General features: G+C 35.5%; 14 protein-coding genes and 1 pseudogene. All 15 read left to right on the plus strand.

Annotation, left to right across the window (positions count from 1 at the left end):
• Nucleotides 1-5: 5 nt before the first annotated feature.
• The 15 genes and pseudogenes from AC3RVG_RS01040 to AC3RVG_RS01110 all read left to right on the plus strand — a co-directional run bounded on the left by AC3RVG_RS01040 (nt 6) and on the right by AC3RVG_RS01110 (nt 14,621).
• Nucleotides 6-671 carry a DUF3347 domain-containing protein gene (locus AC3RVG_RS01040; RefSeq protein ID WP_489689571.1) on the plus strand — a complete coding sequence of 222 codons (666 nt, stop codon included), beginning with the start codon at nt 6-8 and terminating at the stop codon, nt 669-671.
• Between the two features lie 97 nt (nt 672-768).
• A complete protein-coding gene (locus AC3RVG_RS01045; RefSeq protein WP_489689572.1) occupies nt 769-1,224 on the plus strand; it encodes a heme-binding domain-containing protein in 456 nt (151 codons plus the stop codon).
• Nucleotides 1,225-1,280: 56 nt separating this feature from the next.
• Nucleotides 1,281-1,763, plus strand: coding sequence for a DUF305 domain-containing protein (locus AC3RVG_RS01050; RefSeq protein WP_489689573.1), 483 nt, complete (start codon nt 1,281-1,283; stop codon nt 1,761-1,763).
• A gap of 12 nt (nt 1,764-1,775) precedes the next feature.
• Nucleotides 1,776-3,557 (plus strand): efflux RND transporter periplasmic adaptor subunit, encoded by a 1,782-nt coding sequence (locus AC3RVG_RS01055; RefSeq protein WP_489689574.1) that lies wholly within the window; start codon nt 1,776-1,778, stop codon nt 3,555-3,557.
• A 403-nt stretch (nt 3,558-3,960) separates the two neighbouring features.
• A complete protein-coding gene (locus AC3RVG_RS01060) occupies nt 3,961-4,335 on the plus strand; it encodes an ArsR/SmtB family transcription factor (protein WP_489689575.1) in 375 nt (124 codons plus the stop codon).
• Nucleotides 4,332-4,934 (plus strand): mercuric transport protein MerTP, encoded by a 603-nt coding sequence (gene merTP / locus AC3RVG_RS01065; RefSeq protein WP_489689576.1) that lies wholly within the window; start codon nt 4,332-4,334, stop codon nt 4,932-4,934. The genes AC3RVG_RS01060 and merTP overlap by 4 nt, the downstream gene beginning before the upstream one ends.
• A 1-nt stretch (nt 4,935) precedes the next feature.
• Nucleotides 4,936-6,282 (plus strand): dihydrolipoyl dehydrogenase family protein, encoded by a 1,347-nt coding sequence (locus AC3RVG_RS01070; RefSeq protein WP_489689577.1) that lies wholly within the window; start codon nt 4,936-4,938, stop codon nt 6,280-6,282.
• An 11-nt stretch (nt 6,283-6,293) separates the two neighbouring features.
• Complete coding sequence (locus tag AC3RVG_RS01075; protein WP_489689578.1) at nt 6,294-6,500, plus strand: GDCCVxC domain-containing (seleno)protein; 207 nt, start codon at nt 6,294-6,296, stop codon at nt 6,498-6,500.
• 350 nt (nt 6,501-6,850) lie between these two features.
• A complete protein-coding gene (locus AC3RVG_RS01080) occupies nt 6,851-7,081 on the plus strand; it encodes a hypothetical protein (RefSeq protein ID WP_489689579.1) in 231 nt (76 codons plus the stop codon).
• 374 nt (nt 7,082-7,455) lie between these two features.
• Nucleotides 7,456-7,626: pseudogene (locus tag AC3RVG_RS01085) on the plus strand (DUF8810 domain-containing protein); the annotation flags it as partial.
• Between the two features lie 355 nt (nt 7,627-7,981).
• A complete protein-coding gene (locus AC3RVG_RS01090; protein WP_489689580.1) occupies nt 7,982-8,416 on the plus strand; it encodes a hypothetical protein in 435 nt (144 codons plus the stop codon).
• A gap of 94 nt (nt 8,417-8,510) precedes the next feature.
• Entirely contained in the window at nt 8,511-9,695 is a 1,185-nt protein-coding gene (locus tag AC3RVG_RS01095; protein ID WP_489689581.1) for a TolC family protein, read from the plus strand.
• A 17-nt stretch (nt 9,696-9,712) separates the two neighbouring features.
• Complete coding sequence (locus AC3RVG_RS01100; protein ID WP_489689582.1) at nt 9,713-10,000, plus strand: hypothetical protein; 288 nt, start codon at nt 9,713-9,715, stop codon at nt 9,998-10,000.
• 20 nt (nt 10,001-10,020) lie between these two features.
• Complete coding sequence (locus AC3RVG_RS01105) at nt 10,021-11,523, plus strand: efflux RND transporter periplasmic adaptor subunit (protein ID WP_489689583.1); 1,503 nt, start codon at nt 10,021-10,023, stop codon at nt 11,521-11,523.
• Between the two features lie 11 nt (nt 11,524-11,534).
• The gene (locus tag AC3RVG_RS01110; protein WP_489689584.1) at nt 11,535-14,621 is read left to right on the plus strand and encodes an efflux RND transporter permease subunit; all 3,087 of its coding nucleotides are present in this window, start codon (nt 11,535-11,537) and stop codon (nt 14,619-14,621) included.
• Nucleotides 14,622-14,852 lie beyond the last annotated feature (231 nt).

Genomic DNA, 14,852 nt, shown 5'->3' on the forward strand with positions numbered 1-14,852 from the left:
AAACAATGAAAAAACTAAGAGTAACAACAGCAATTATGGTAATGGCTTTAATAAGCCTAACAGCAATGTCTTGTAGAGACACTAAAAATGAAGAAGTGAATGACGATATGCATTCCGAAATGCCAGAAGAAGGTCATCACGATAGTTCAATGATGGACGATAACGATTCAAAAATGAATCACGATAGTTCAATGATGGAACACGACAATATGGATAAATCCAATACAATGAGCAATTCTAAGATGCAGAATTCCGATGTAAAAGTGGTATTGGCAGAATATATGGCGCTTAAAGATGCTTTGGTGGCAGATAATAAAGAAGCAGCTGCAAAGGCAGGAAAGAAACTTGAAAGTACCTTAAATACTTTTAACGTGAGTAGCTACACTGCTGCGCAACAAAAAGAGTTGAAGGATATTATCGAAGATGCAAAGGAACACGTAGAGCATATTGGCAAAAGTGAAATGAACCACCAACGCGAACATTTCAAAATTTTGAGTAATGATATAACCGATATGGTTGCGATTACCGGAACAGAAACGACTTTATATCAGCAGTTTTGCCCAATGTACGATGGCGGCAGTGCATGGTTAAGTATGAACAAAGAGGTTAAAAATCCTTATTACGGAAGTAAAATGCTTCATTGCGGAAAAGTGCAAAAGGAAATAAATTAAAAATGACCTAAGACAGGCTGACTTAGGACGGAAGACTAAAAATTCATAATTCGAAAAGCCCTATGTCCTACGTCTTACCGTCTCATTTCATATTAATATGAAGATTCTAAGAATCATATTGACTATTTTATTGGTTGCTTTTGTGGGTATACAGTTTGTACCCACAGAGCTTAACCAGAGCAATATTATACCTAAAGCTGATTTTTTATTGGCAAATAATTCGCCAAAAGAAATCAATTCAATATTACAAGAATCCTGTTATGATTGTCACAGTAACAATACCCAGTACCCTTGGTACAGTAAAGTTCAGCCTGTCGCTTGGTTTATGGAAGATCATATAAAAGAGGGAAAGGATGAGCTAAACTTCAATGATTGGGATGACTTTTCAGATAGAAGAAAAAACAGCAAGTTAAAGTCAATTATTAACCAAATTGAAGATGACGAAATGCCGTTAACTTCATTCACTTTAATTCATCGTGATGCCATTTTATTGAAAGCTGAAAAAGAAATAATTATAAAATATATGAATCGAATAAAAGATAGTTTGCAATAAAGCCACTATATAAAAACACGCTAAGATTATATAAATTAAACCATAAATTCAATACTATGAAAAATTCAAATCAACACTCAGAAAACAACAATTACACAAAGTTTATTTTGATGCTTGCAGCTTCTTTTATAGCAATGTACATCACAATGTATTTGAATACGTATGAAATAGACCACGTTTATTTTAGCCTTACCAGGTTTTATATGTCGTGTTTAGGTATTGCGGCAATGGCAGTAATTATGTGGTTCTTTATGCGGAAGATGTATCAAAACAAGAAAAAAAATATTGTAATTCTATTGGGAAGTTTAATTCTATTTATCAGCGCTCTTGGTTTAGTTAGAGCCCAAAGCCCTATCGTGGGTGATGTTTTATGGATGAAAGCAATGATTCCGCATCATTCCATCGCAATTTTAACCAGTAAAAGAGCTGATATAAAAGACCCTGAGGTGAAAAAACTAGCCAACGATATTATTAAAGCACAAGAAAAGGAAATTGCTGAAATGAAAGCAATGATTAAACGATTGGAGAATCAAAAATAAAATAAATATCAGATGAAGAAAAATATCATTTACCTTGGGATAGCCGTGATTGTTGGCCTATTAGGCGGCTTTCTACTATTCGGTGGAGATTCTGCCAATACGTCGGCAAATAATGTTAAAGACACTCACGGGCATTCAGAAGAGATTGCAGCAAATCAAATGTGGACCTGCTCTATGCATCCACAGATTATGCAACCAGAACCTGGCGATTGCCCAATTTGTGGAATGGAATTAATTCCTGCCAGTACAAGTGCTGACGGACTTGCATTGAACGAAATTAAAATGTCTGACAATGCAATGGCATTAGCAAATATTCAAACAATAATAGTGGGTAATGGTTCTGAAATTGTAGGGAACTCAATGTTGCTTTCTGGAAAAATTGTGCCCAATGAAGAAGCCAATGCTGTGCAGGCAAGTTATTTTGAAGGCCGAATTGAAAAACTGAATATCAATTTTACAGGAGAAGAAGTTCGCAAAGGACAATTATTAGCTTCCATTTATGCGCCTTCGCTTGTTGCCGCCCAACAAGAGCTCTTAACGGCAGCTTCCATGAAGGAATCGCAACCTGCGTTATATAATGCCGTTCGAAACAAATTAAAGTTGTGGAAACTTTCAGAAAATCAAATCAATCAAATTGAGACCTCTGGAAAAGTTCGAGAGAATTTCCCTATTTACGCAACGGTTTCTGGTACAGTTTCCGAAAAAATGGCGGTAGAAGGCGACTATGTTAAGCAAGGACAGCCAATTGTAAAGGTTAGCGATTTAGGAACAGTTTGGGCAATGTTCGATGCTTACGAAAACCAAATTTCGCAACTAAAGGAAGGACAAAAGATAACGGTTTCAACCAATGCCTATCCCAATAAGGAATTTGAAGCGACTATTTCTTTTATAGATCCAAGTTTAAATACCAAATCTAGAACTGTTTCAGTAAGGGCGACTTTAAATAATAAAGAGGCAATTTTGAAACCTGGAATGTTCGTTACTTCAAAAGTGCAATTGTCAAAAAATACAGAAACTAAATCGCAAATAACCGTTCCGGCCACAGCAGTTCTTTGGACGGGAAGTAGGTCTTTGGTATATGTGAAAACAAATCCTAACGAACCTATTTTTGAAATGCGGGAAGTAACCTTGGGTGCTAAAAACGGAGCAGTTTACACAATTGTTGAAGGTCTTAAAAATGGCGAAGAAGTAGTAGCCAACGGAACCTTTACGGTAGATGCAGCAGCGCAGTTACAGGGCAAAAAAAGTATGATGAATGCCGGTGTCGGCAAAACACAAACTGGGAATGAAGGACAATTGGAGGCAGATGCCACAAATAATTCAGCACAAATAGAAAGACTAGAGGTATCATCAAAGTTTCAAACGCAACTGAAATCAGTTTTTAACGATTATATCACCATAGAAAAAGCATTAGCTAATGACGATTCAGAAAATTCAAAGAAGGGAGCTATCAGCTTACTTAAAAGTATCGGGAATGTAGATATGAAATTACTAAAAGAAGAATCTGCTCATACCCATTGGATGCGACTGGAAAAGGAACTTAAAGAATCTGTCACCAAAATTTCTAAAACTTCAGAAATTAAAGCACAAAGGGAATATTTTGTTGCTCTTTCAGCGCATTTAATTAATGCACTGAAAACCTTTGGTATCAACCAAAAGGTATATGTAGATTATTGCCCAATGGCGAATAACGACGTGGGCGCATTTTGGTTAAGCACAGAGAAAGAAATTCGCAATCCGTATTTTGGGTCGGCAATGTTGAGTTGTGGGGATATTTCTGAGGAAATTGAGTAGAAGATTAATAATTATGAAGAAGGAAAATGCCCGCTGAAATAAATTCAGCGGGTTTTTTTAAGCATCTTTTATAATCTTTAAGTGGAGAAAATACTGGAGAAGGGTGGTTGGGTATTGCAACATTTTCATTAAATCGTATATTGAATTAAGGTTGCTTAAAGCCTCAACGCCTTAAATTGATCAAACACTCATTTAGTTGATTACTATATGTTTTCATAAAACATTTACAGAAAACGGGAATTAATTAATACCAGAGTTTTGTTTAAAGTTTTTACCATTCAGCATATTTAGACACACAAATCCAACGGTACCCCCCCAAAAAAAAGAGCTAGAATTTTCCCAACACTTAAGAATTATGTATTTAAGCATTTGCTTAAATAAGAAATAAATGTAACTTTGTGCTATGGAAAATAATTCTTGCATAAGACAACAGGCGGATATTAAACAAATAAACCGTTGCAAAGACACAGTTTCAGAATTAAATGAATCGTTCGACTATTTGGCGAATGGACTTTCATTGGTCGGAAATAGCGTTCGACTGAAAATACTTTACTTAATATTTGAGGAAAAGAGACTTTGTGTTTGTGATTTAAGCGATATCCTCGGAATGAATATTTCTGCCATTTCACAGCATTTGCGAAAAATGAAAGATCGAAATCTATTAGAAACGGAAAGAGAGGCGCAAACAATTTTTTACTCGCTCACGGCTGAATACGAAAAAATGCTAAATCCATTCTTTGAGATACTTGATAAAAACAAAATTTTAGAAACGATATGAGCAATGAAAACAAATTTATAGGTGCAGGTTTGTTAACTGCCATTACAGCTTCATTATGCTGTATTACTCCTGTTTTAGCGCTAATAGCAGGAACAAGCGGAATTGCTTCAACATTTTCTTGGCTAGAACCTTTTAGACCTTATCTAATTGGACTGACAGTTTTAGTTCTTGGTTTTGCTTGGTATCAAAAACTAAAACCTCGAAAAGAAATTGACTGTGAATGCGATACGGACGAAAAGCCAAAATTTATACAGTCAAAAACCTTTTTAGGTATTGTAACCGCATTTGCAATTGTAATGTTGGCTTTTCCATACTATACAGGAATTTTTTATCCAAACACAGAAAAACAAATCATCGTAGTTAACAAATCGGATATTAAAACAACAGAATTTACAATCAGCGGAATGACCTGTGCCAGTTGTGAAGAACACGTAAACCACGAAGTTAATAAACTAATCGGAATTGTAAATTCAAAAACGTCCTACGAAAATGGCAACGCAATCATTGAATTTGACAGAACCAAATCTAATGAAACGGAAATCGAGAAAGCAATTAACGCAACAGGTTATAAAGTAACCGATAAAAAAGAAATCAATTAGTATGAAAGAATATGATGTATTTATAATTGGTTCAGGAATGGCAGGAATGACCATCGCCAATAAATGCGCGTCAAAAGGCTTGAAAGTCGGAATAACAGATGAATTACCTTACGGTGGCACTTGTGCATTGAGGGGTTGTGACCCAAAAAAAGTAATTATAGGCGCTACGGAAGTTCGAGATTTTGCCAAAAGGCTTAAAGGTAACGGCATTGATACCATACCTAAAGTCAATTGGAAAGATATAATGGCCTTTAAACAATCCTTTGTGGATAAAATGCCTCCAAAAATTGAAAAAGGATATAAAAAGAACGGAATAGACACCTTTCATAGTTCAGCAAAATTTCTGTCTGAAAACACATTAGAAGTTGGAAAAGAAAAAATAAAGGCTAACAAAATTGTAATCGCATCGGGTTCCAAGCCACGAGTTTTAGAATTTGAAGGTGGTCATTTTGCAAAATCCAGTACAGATTTCTTGAATTTAGAAAAATTGCCAAAATCCTTATTATTCATTGGTGGTGGCTATATCGCTTTTGAGTTTGCACATATCGCAGCTCGCTGTGGCGTCGAAGTAACAATTGTTCATCGTGGAGAAAACCCCTTAGAAAATTTTGAACAGGATATAGTAAAACATCTTGTTTCTGCCACAAAAAAATTAGGTATAAAACTCATTCTTAATACAGATGTAACAGCTATTGAAAAAGTAGATAACGAATATCGAGTGGAAGGTAAATCCGAAGAGAAAACAGCATATTTTGAAGCCGATGCTGTTTTTAATTCTGCCGGACGACCACCGGCAATATTCGATTTGAATTTAGACAAAGCCAGCATAGCCTTTACTAAAAAAGGTGTTACGGTTAACAAATTCCTACAAAGCATTTCAAACCCATCTATATATGCTGCAGGCGATGCCGCAGATACAGAAGGTTTGCCTTTAACGCCAATTGCAGTTTTGGAAGGTCATACTGTTGCTTCAAATATAATTAAAGGCAATTCTAAAGAAATAAGTTATCCACCAATGCCAACGGTAGTTTTCACTTTGCCTACTATAGCTTCTGTTGGTTATACTGAAGCTAAAGCGAAAGAGTTGAATTACAATATTCGGGTAAATTATAAAGAGGCCGACAATTGGTTCAATGCTAAGCGCTTGAATTTAAAAGAATATGCCTTCAAAACTATAATTGATGAAGAAACCCAAACAATTTTGGGAGCGCATTTAATCGGACCAAATACAGAAGAAACAATAAACCTCTTCGCAATGGCCATAAAAACAAAGATGAAGGTTAATGATATTAGAACAATGATTTTCTCATATCCCACATTGGCTTCAGACATACCACATATGCTTTAATAAAAAATTGAATGGAAACTATATTAAAATCAGAAATTACCTGTCCAAACTGCCAACATATAAAATTGGAGGATTTGCCAACAAACGCTTGTCAGTTCTTTTACGAGTGTGAGAATTGTAAAACGGTTCTAAAGCCAAAAGAAGGAGATTGTTGTGTTTATTGCTCTTATGGAACAGTAGCTTGTCCACCAATTCAAGAAAACAAAAGTTGTTGTTAACAAGCCCAAACTTCAGTCAAATCACTATCCAAAATGTGCAAAAATTAAACAGATAAAATTTTGTAGGGATTTGTTAATTATTGGTTGTCTCATATTCAGAATATTTTAAGATGGTCTAGCTTTTAATAAAATTTGGTGTTTTTGTTTTAAATTATTATTTTTAAAAATGTAATTATCTGATTTTGTAGTGTTTACTAATTTATTTTTTTAGCAACCAAAAAAGTTAACATGATTCTATTTCATAAGAATCTGCATTTTCAAAATATTTAATCATTAAGCCTATCACTTCGGAACAGCCGTTTGGAGTGATAACGCTACAAATTGTACGGCTGATTTTAAAACAATACATTATGGCAATTAAGTTAATTAATCAGTACCAAGCTTGGTGGGATTCAAGCGTAAACCGAGGTTATTTTTGGTTTACATATTTCGATGGGCAAAGAAATCGCACTGGCTCGGTAAGTGCAGAGAGCTTTGCAATAATTACCGATCTTCTTCGAAATGAAAAACCAGTATATGGAGATCATACTAAAGCTATGGTTACAACGCAGTCTGAAGAGGTTGGGGAAGAAGAATCATAAATTTAAGCGCATTGCGTTATAATAACTATCGCAGGCAAGAACATCTTTTAGATGGGTAATCCTTGTTTTTTTTGTCAAACTTTTAAAAATAATTCCTAAATCAGAAATCTGATTTAGGAATTATTCATTAAAAAAGATTTTAATCTACTCCCTAATCCATCGTTGAAAGGGTTTGAGCAAAAAAGCTTCATTTAGCTTCCATTATTTATTGCAAGCTTCAATATTTCTTTAAAGGTGCATTAGAAATGGAGAATATTTCAAGAAGACTCTCAAGTTAGCACGAATTAGATTTCGGCTAATTTATCATAGAACTCAACAAATTTATAAGAGCTTCAAATAAAGAAAGAGCAAAAAATAATCTAACCTAGGTTCAAGAACTCACCAAAAAAGATGAGTTTGAGTGGATGGAACTTTTTGAGGAAAACAAGAAAAAAGCACAAACCCTACAAACCCAAATAACCACCACCGAAAAAGAAATAGACCAAATGGTTTATGAACTGTACGGCTTAACGGAGGAGGAAATCGCCATAGTGGAAGCATCTTAACTTATTTACAATCCTTCCTGTTTTTCAGCTAAATACTTGGGTATTATAGCATAGATTATTTCGATAAATAAAATAATTACATACATTTTAAAAGTTTCCGTAAACGGCAAAATTGGAAACTATAAAGTAATAAAGAACTAATTTTCGTAATTAGTTTTAGTTAGAAAAGCAGGCCCTTGTAATGCGGACCTGCTTTTTATTTTAAATTATTAATGAGATTAAATAATCTTTGTAAGAAGAAGTTATACCGAAACCTCGTAGGATAATATAGCTATAAGCTCCCTTCAAGTTTATAAGCCTATCATCTCAAAAGTTTATATGGCACAGCATTAAACTTTTATTACCTTTGGCATAGATGCAAAAACACAATCACATAAAAGCTCTTTTCTTTTTAGGGATATTTTCTATGCTGCTGCTGCATCAAGTGTTGCCGCATTTGCATCACGAACACAACCCTGAGCATACTCATAATACAGCTGCATTTAGTGATACACACAGCCATCATCACGATGTGCCAGAAAAAGAAAGTCCGAGCAAAGGCTTTTTAGATTTGTTTTTGGAAATGCATGTGCATACAGTGGTATCTAATGAAATACCATTAACATACGAAAGCAGTTCAAAACACATCCAAATTAAAAAAGATGTAAGTACACCAGTTTCTGTTGTATATTATTATAATTCTTTAAATTATGATGAGACCGAGAAAATAAAGGTCTATCATCCCCCTAATATTTATTTCAATTCTTATCTCTCATCCCTCAATACAAGAGGTCCACCATCTTTGGGTTAATCGTATAGGAATACTTCCATCTATGGCAGTAGTCCTTTCTATAAATTCAGGCCTGTCTGCTGACTGGCAAGATTAAACCTAAAAATCACATACAATGAATAAACACATCGTATTCGCAATTTGCGGATGCCTGTTCTTTATTAATAGTTTCTCTCAAACTATAAATGTAGAGGAACTACTTAATCAAATAGAACAGAATAATACAGCGTTGAAAGGCTATCAATCCTATATTGAAAGTCAACAACTCGAAAATAAGAGCACCAACAATTTACCCGATCCACAGCTCTCTGGATATTATTTGCCCTTTGGTGATAATACAACCGATGCCTATACCGAATATGAAATAGCACAATCATTTGAATTTCCAACAGTATATGCGGCACGTGGTAAATGGAACGATTTAAAATCAGAACAACTACAAACTACATATGCCAAGAAAAGACAGGAAGTTTTATTGAACGCAAAACAGTTGCTTATAGAACTTTCTTTTCTGCATAAACAGAAAGTCATTAAAACCGAAAGAAGAACCCAGAGTAAGCAGATTTTTGACCAAATTCAAGAACTTTTTAATAAGGAGCAAGTCGGTATTTTAGATTTGAATAAAGCCAAAATTGCTTGGATTCAAGAACAGTTTGTTATTGAACAGTTGGATAGCGATATTCAAATTCTGATGTCTAAACTAAACACCTTAAATGGTGATAAACCTTTAGATGCTCTTTCAGCAGAAACTATAACTTCAACAGAAGTAGAAAGTTTAGATAACCTTTGGCAAGATAAATTAGCGAACGATCCATCGTTACAAGAATTAAACGCGAATGAAAACACTTCATTTCAAAGAGTGAAACTGGAGAAAAATAAGATACTACCTAACCTAGCACTTGGCTATAATTATCAAGGTGTAAACGGTAATAATTATTCGGGTTTTTACGGTGGACTTTCAATTCCGCTTTGGAGTAGCAAGAACAAGGTAAAAGCTGCACAAGCTAATTATGAGTATCAGCAATCTAACACCCAAGTTATTACTACTTCGCTTTACTTGCAATTTCAAGAAACCTTTAGTCGCTATCAATTGATGCTTTCAAAATTTAACGAGTATCAAAGCACAATGGGCAGTTTAGAAAGTGAGGATTTACTATTTAAAACCTATATGTTGGGCGAGTATACATTTATGGATTACTATGTAGAGCTTCAGTTTTATAGAAATGCTTCAGATAAAATGTTGCAAATGGAAATGGAATTACAACTGCTTCAAGCACAATTATTAAAACATCAATTATAAATTTAAAACATACACTTATGAAATCGAAGATTCACGAATACCAAAACAAATATATAGCAATGAGTAAAATTTCAAAAATAATATTCGCAATAGCTATAGGTGCAATGATTACTGTAACTTCTTGTAGAGATACAAAAAAGAATACAGAAACTACAGAAGAACACGGGCACGAACATAATACAGATGGCGGTCATATGCACGATGAAACCATAGAGCAAGAAGAATTTCATGTAGAAAAAGATTCTACAGAAATAAAGACTGAAACTCACAAACACGAAGATGGCGCCGAACACCACGACCATTAAAAAACAATAAATAAATACACATGAAATATATAATAATAGTGCTTGCCTTTTTGGCAATGTCATGCAACAACACGGCAGAAGATGCACACGCCCACAATCCCGATGGTAGCCACGAAGGAGAAGAAATTCCTCGATTGGACCACACCGTTTGGACAGATAAAACTGAACTATTCGTAGAGTTTCCAGCTTTAATAGTAGGCGATCCAAGCAGATTTGCAGCCCATTTTACAGTTTTAAATAAGCACCAACCCGTTAAGGAAGGTTCAGTAACCGTTAGTTTGATTAAAGATGATAAAGGAATTAGAAATACAGTCGAAGCACCTTCATCACTTGGTATATTTTCGCCTACAATTCAACCTAAAGAAGCTGGTGTTTATCAGTTGGTTTTTGAATTAACGACACCCGAGTATTCAGATAAAATCACCATAGATGATGTTACTGTATATGCCAATGCAGGCGAAGCCATAAAAGCATTGGGTACTGCCGAAGATGATGGAAGTATTTCGTTTTTAAAAGAACAGGCTTGGAAGATCGACTTTCAAACAGCTCCAGTGGTTAACGGAAAAATTTATGATGTAATTAGCACATCAGGCGTTTGGACGCCAGCACCAAGTTCTGTAAAAACATTGGTGGCTAAATCCAATGGTGTAGTCGATTTTGCTGTCAGTAATCTCACAGAAGGAACGCAAGTAAAACAAGGACAATTATTAATCAATGTTAGCAGTCAAGGTTTGGCGTCTAATAATTTGAATACCGAAATTGCCAATGCACGTTCTAACTTTGAGCAATCAAAAGCTGAATACGAACGAAAAAAACAATTATACGAATCTAAAATTGTTCCTAAAGCAGAGTTTGAAAAAGTGGAGAGCAATTACAACATTGCTAAATCTAATTACCAAAGTCTTTCGTCCGGCGTTTCTGGTGGAGGAAAGCAAATTCGAGCACCTTTTGATGGGTTTATTACAGCAATTAATGTGTCCAATGGCGATTATGTTAACCAAGGTGTGACATTGGTAACACTTGGAACGCAACAATCCAGAGTATTAAAAACGCAAATAGCACCTTCTTATGGCCTTACAATGGAGAACGCAGAAAGTATTTGGTATCAAACCAATAACGGTCAATGGCGTAATGTAGCAACATCTGGAGGTTCAATCCTATCTATCGCTAAAGATGTAGATAATAACAGACCACTTATTTCAGTATTTGCGCAAGTAAATGATGAGGTTGACATGCCAGAAGGTAGCCTAACACAGGTTCAAATTGCAATGGGTAACGCAACCCAAAACACAATGATTCCTGTAAATGCTTTGTTGGAGGATTATGGAAGTTATTCCGTTATGGTTCAACTTTCCGGAGAAAGTTTCGAAAGACGACCTATAAAAATCGGAAAACGAAATGGCGAAAATGTAGAAATTCTTCAAGGCTTACAAATTGGTGAAGTGGTAGTAACTACAGGTGCATATCAAGTTAAAATGGCTTCAATGTCTGGTTCAACACCTGCACACGGTCACGAACATTAAAAACGAAGCAAATGTTAAACAAAATATTATCAATTTCACTTCAAAATAGATTACTCATTCTATTGGGAGCGTTTGCATTGAGCGTGTTGGGTATTTATTATGCCCGAACAATGAACGTCGATGTATTCCCGGACCTTACAGCGCCAACGGTAACTATTCTTACCGAAGCTCACGGAATGGAATCTGAAGAAGTAGAAAAATTAGTAACCTATCAATTGGAAACTGCCTTAAATGGTTCGCCAAATGTGAGACGAATCCGTTCGTCATCGGCAGCAGGGATTTCCATTGTATGGATAGAATTTGAATGGGGAACAGATATTTATCGGGCGCGCCAAATTGTAAGTGAACGCATCCCGATGGTAAGGGAAAATTTACCCGAAGGCATTGGAGCACCAACAATGGCACCCATTTCATCGATTATGGGTGAAATAATGCTCTTGGGCGTAACTTCCGATAGTTTATCGCCAATGGAAATACGAACCTTATCAGATTGGACAATTCGCCCCCGTATAAAAGCGATTGGTGGTATTGCCAATGTGGTGGTGATTGGTGGCGATTATAAGCAATACCAAGTATTTGCCAATCCTGAAAAGATGAAGCATTATGATGTAAGTCTATCTGAATTGGTAGAACACGTTAAGGAAGCAAACACAAATGCCCCTAGCGGCGTGATTAATCAATATGGTAATCAGTATATCATTAAAGGTAGTGGTAGAGCTTATGCGATAGAAGATTTACAGGAAGCGGTTTTAAAACAAGTCAATGGTCAAACCATCAAAATTAAGGACGTAGCAACTGTTAAAATCGGAGCTGCCGATAAAATTGGTGACGGTTCATTAAATGCAAATCCAGCAGTGATTTTAACCATTTCAAAACAACCCGATGTCAATACTTTGGAATTGACTGATAGATTGGATGAAGCGATTGCCGATTTGGAAACAACCTTACCTAAAGGTGTCAACATCAAAAATCACATTTTTAGACAGTCCGATTTTATCGATGCTTCCATCAGCAATTTAAATCAAACCTTATTGGAAGGAGCATTCTTTGTAATGATTATCCTGTTCATCTTTTTGATGAATTGGAGAACGACTTTAATTTCATTGTTAGCGATTCCAATTTCATTATTGGTATCCATTATTATTTTAAAATGGTTGGGTTATACCATTAACACAATGAGTTTAGGAGGTATGGCAATTGCCATTGGCGCATTGGTTGATGATGCGATTATTGATGTGGAAAATGTATATAAACGATTAAGAGAGAACATCAAAAAACCAAAAGCAGAACGACAATCAACAATTACTGTTGTCCGTGATGCATCAGTTGAAATACGAAGTTCCATCATTATCGCAACCCTAATTATTATTGTGTCATTTATACCGCTATTCTTTTTAAGTGGTATGGAAGGACGATTGTTGCAGCCCTTGGGTATTGCTTTTGTAACGTCTGTTTTAACATCATTGATAGTTGCTGTAACGGTAACACCAATATTATGTTCTTATTTGTTGGATAACGAAAAGCTTTTAAATAAACAGGCAGATGGTACAAAAGTAGAACGTTGGTTACAGAAACATTATGGTAACCTATTGGAACGTGCCACAAACATTCCAAAAACAGTCATTGGAGTAACAGTTGTGGCTTTTATCATAAGCTTATTGGTATTAACCCAATTGGGCAGGAGTTTTCTACCTGAATTTAATGAAGGTTCATTGGTGATTAGTGTGGTTGGTCCACCAGGAATGTCTTTAGAAGAAAGCAACAAAACAGGGAAATTGATAGAAACTATTTTACTGGATTTACCAGAAGTGGAAGTTGTTACTCGAAGACAGGGAAGAGCTGAATTAGATGAACACGCCCAAGGCGTAAATGCATCAGAAATAGATGTGCCCTTTATTTTGAAAGACAAAACCAAAGAAGAATTTTTTGAAGAAGTCCGAAACAAATTGAGTATTGCACCAGGTGTTAATATAACATTGGGTCAACCCATTGCTCACCGTATTGACCATATGCTTTCGGGTACACGTGCCAATATTGCCATTAAAATATTTGGTTCAGATTTACAACGTCTATTTGAAGTCGGTAAAAGCGTAGAGCAGAACATCAAAGATATTGATGGATTGGCAGATGTTGCGGTTGACCAGCAAATTGAAGTGCCACAAATACGTATCAAACCCAAACGCCAAATTCTTTCAGCTTATGGAATGACCGTTGGTAATTTAATGGAACAAGTAGATATTGCTTTTGCAGGAGAAGAAGCTGGCGAGATCTATGAAGGGCAACAATATTTTGATTTGATTGTTAGGTACGAAAAACCATTTAGAGATGATATCGAAAACATCAACAATACCTTAATCAGTTTGCCAAATGGCGGTCATACCACTTTGGGGGAATTGGCTCTTATTCAATCCGTAAGTAGTCCAAACACTATTAATCGTGAAGACGTGCAACGTAAAATTGTAGTTGCTGCCAATGTGCAAGGTAGGGACTTACGAGGTGCCGTAAACGAAATAAAGGAAGTGGTTGCAAATAATGTGAATATGCCGGAAGGCTATCGAGTGGAATATGGCGGACAGTTTGAAAGTGAATCTAAAGCATCGCAATTACTTATGGTAACTGCAATTATTGCAATAGCCATCATTTTTCTGTTGTTGTATTATGAATTTAAGGATGTAAAATTGGCTTTTGTTGTATTGATAAACCTGCCGTTGGCATTAATTGGAGGTATCTTGATTGTGTATTTCACGTCAGGAATCATCAGTATTGCAGCGACTATTGGGTTTATAAGTCTCTTTGGTATTGCAACACGTAACGGTATTTTATTAGTATCGCGCTATGAAGATTTAAGGAAGGAAGGCATGCAAGGGTTTCAATTGATAAAAATAGGAGCCTTAGACCGTTTAAACCCAATTTTAATGACAGCCTTTACTACGGGTTTGGCATTGATTCCATTAGCCTTAAAAGGGGGTGAACCAGGTAGCGAAATTCAAAGCCCAATGGCTGTAGTTATTCTTGGTGGATTGTTATCGGCTACAATATTAAACTTAATTGTAATCCCTTGTGTGTACCAAATAGTAGTTCATAAACGTGAAGGTTAAAAATTGAGGTAATAACCGATAACTGTAACCTATATAACCAGTTATAATAAGAAAGCCCCGTCATCATTGCGATAACGGGGCTTTTTGCTGAGAAAAAGAGAGTAGCCTTGTTAAACTTTTTTTAAAAAAACTGTTCTTCAGTTTTCAAAAATTCTATATGAATTACGTACGTCATTGTATTGATACCTAATGCAGCTTACTTTAGATTTTTTAATTCATATATAATTAACT

The sequence above is a fragment of the Aequorivita sp. IT1282 genome, assembly GCF_058068205.1.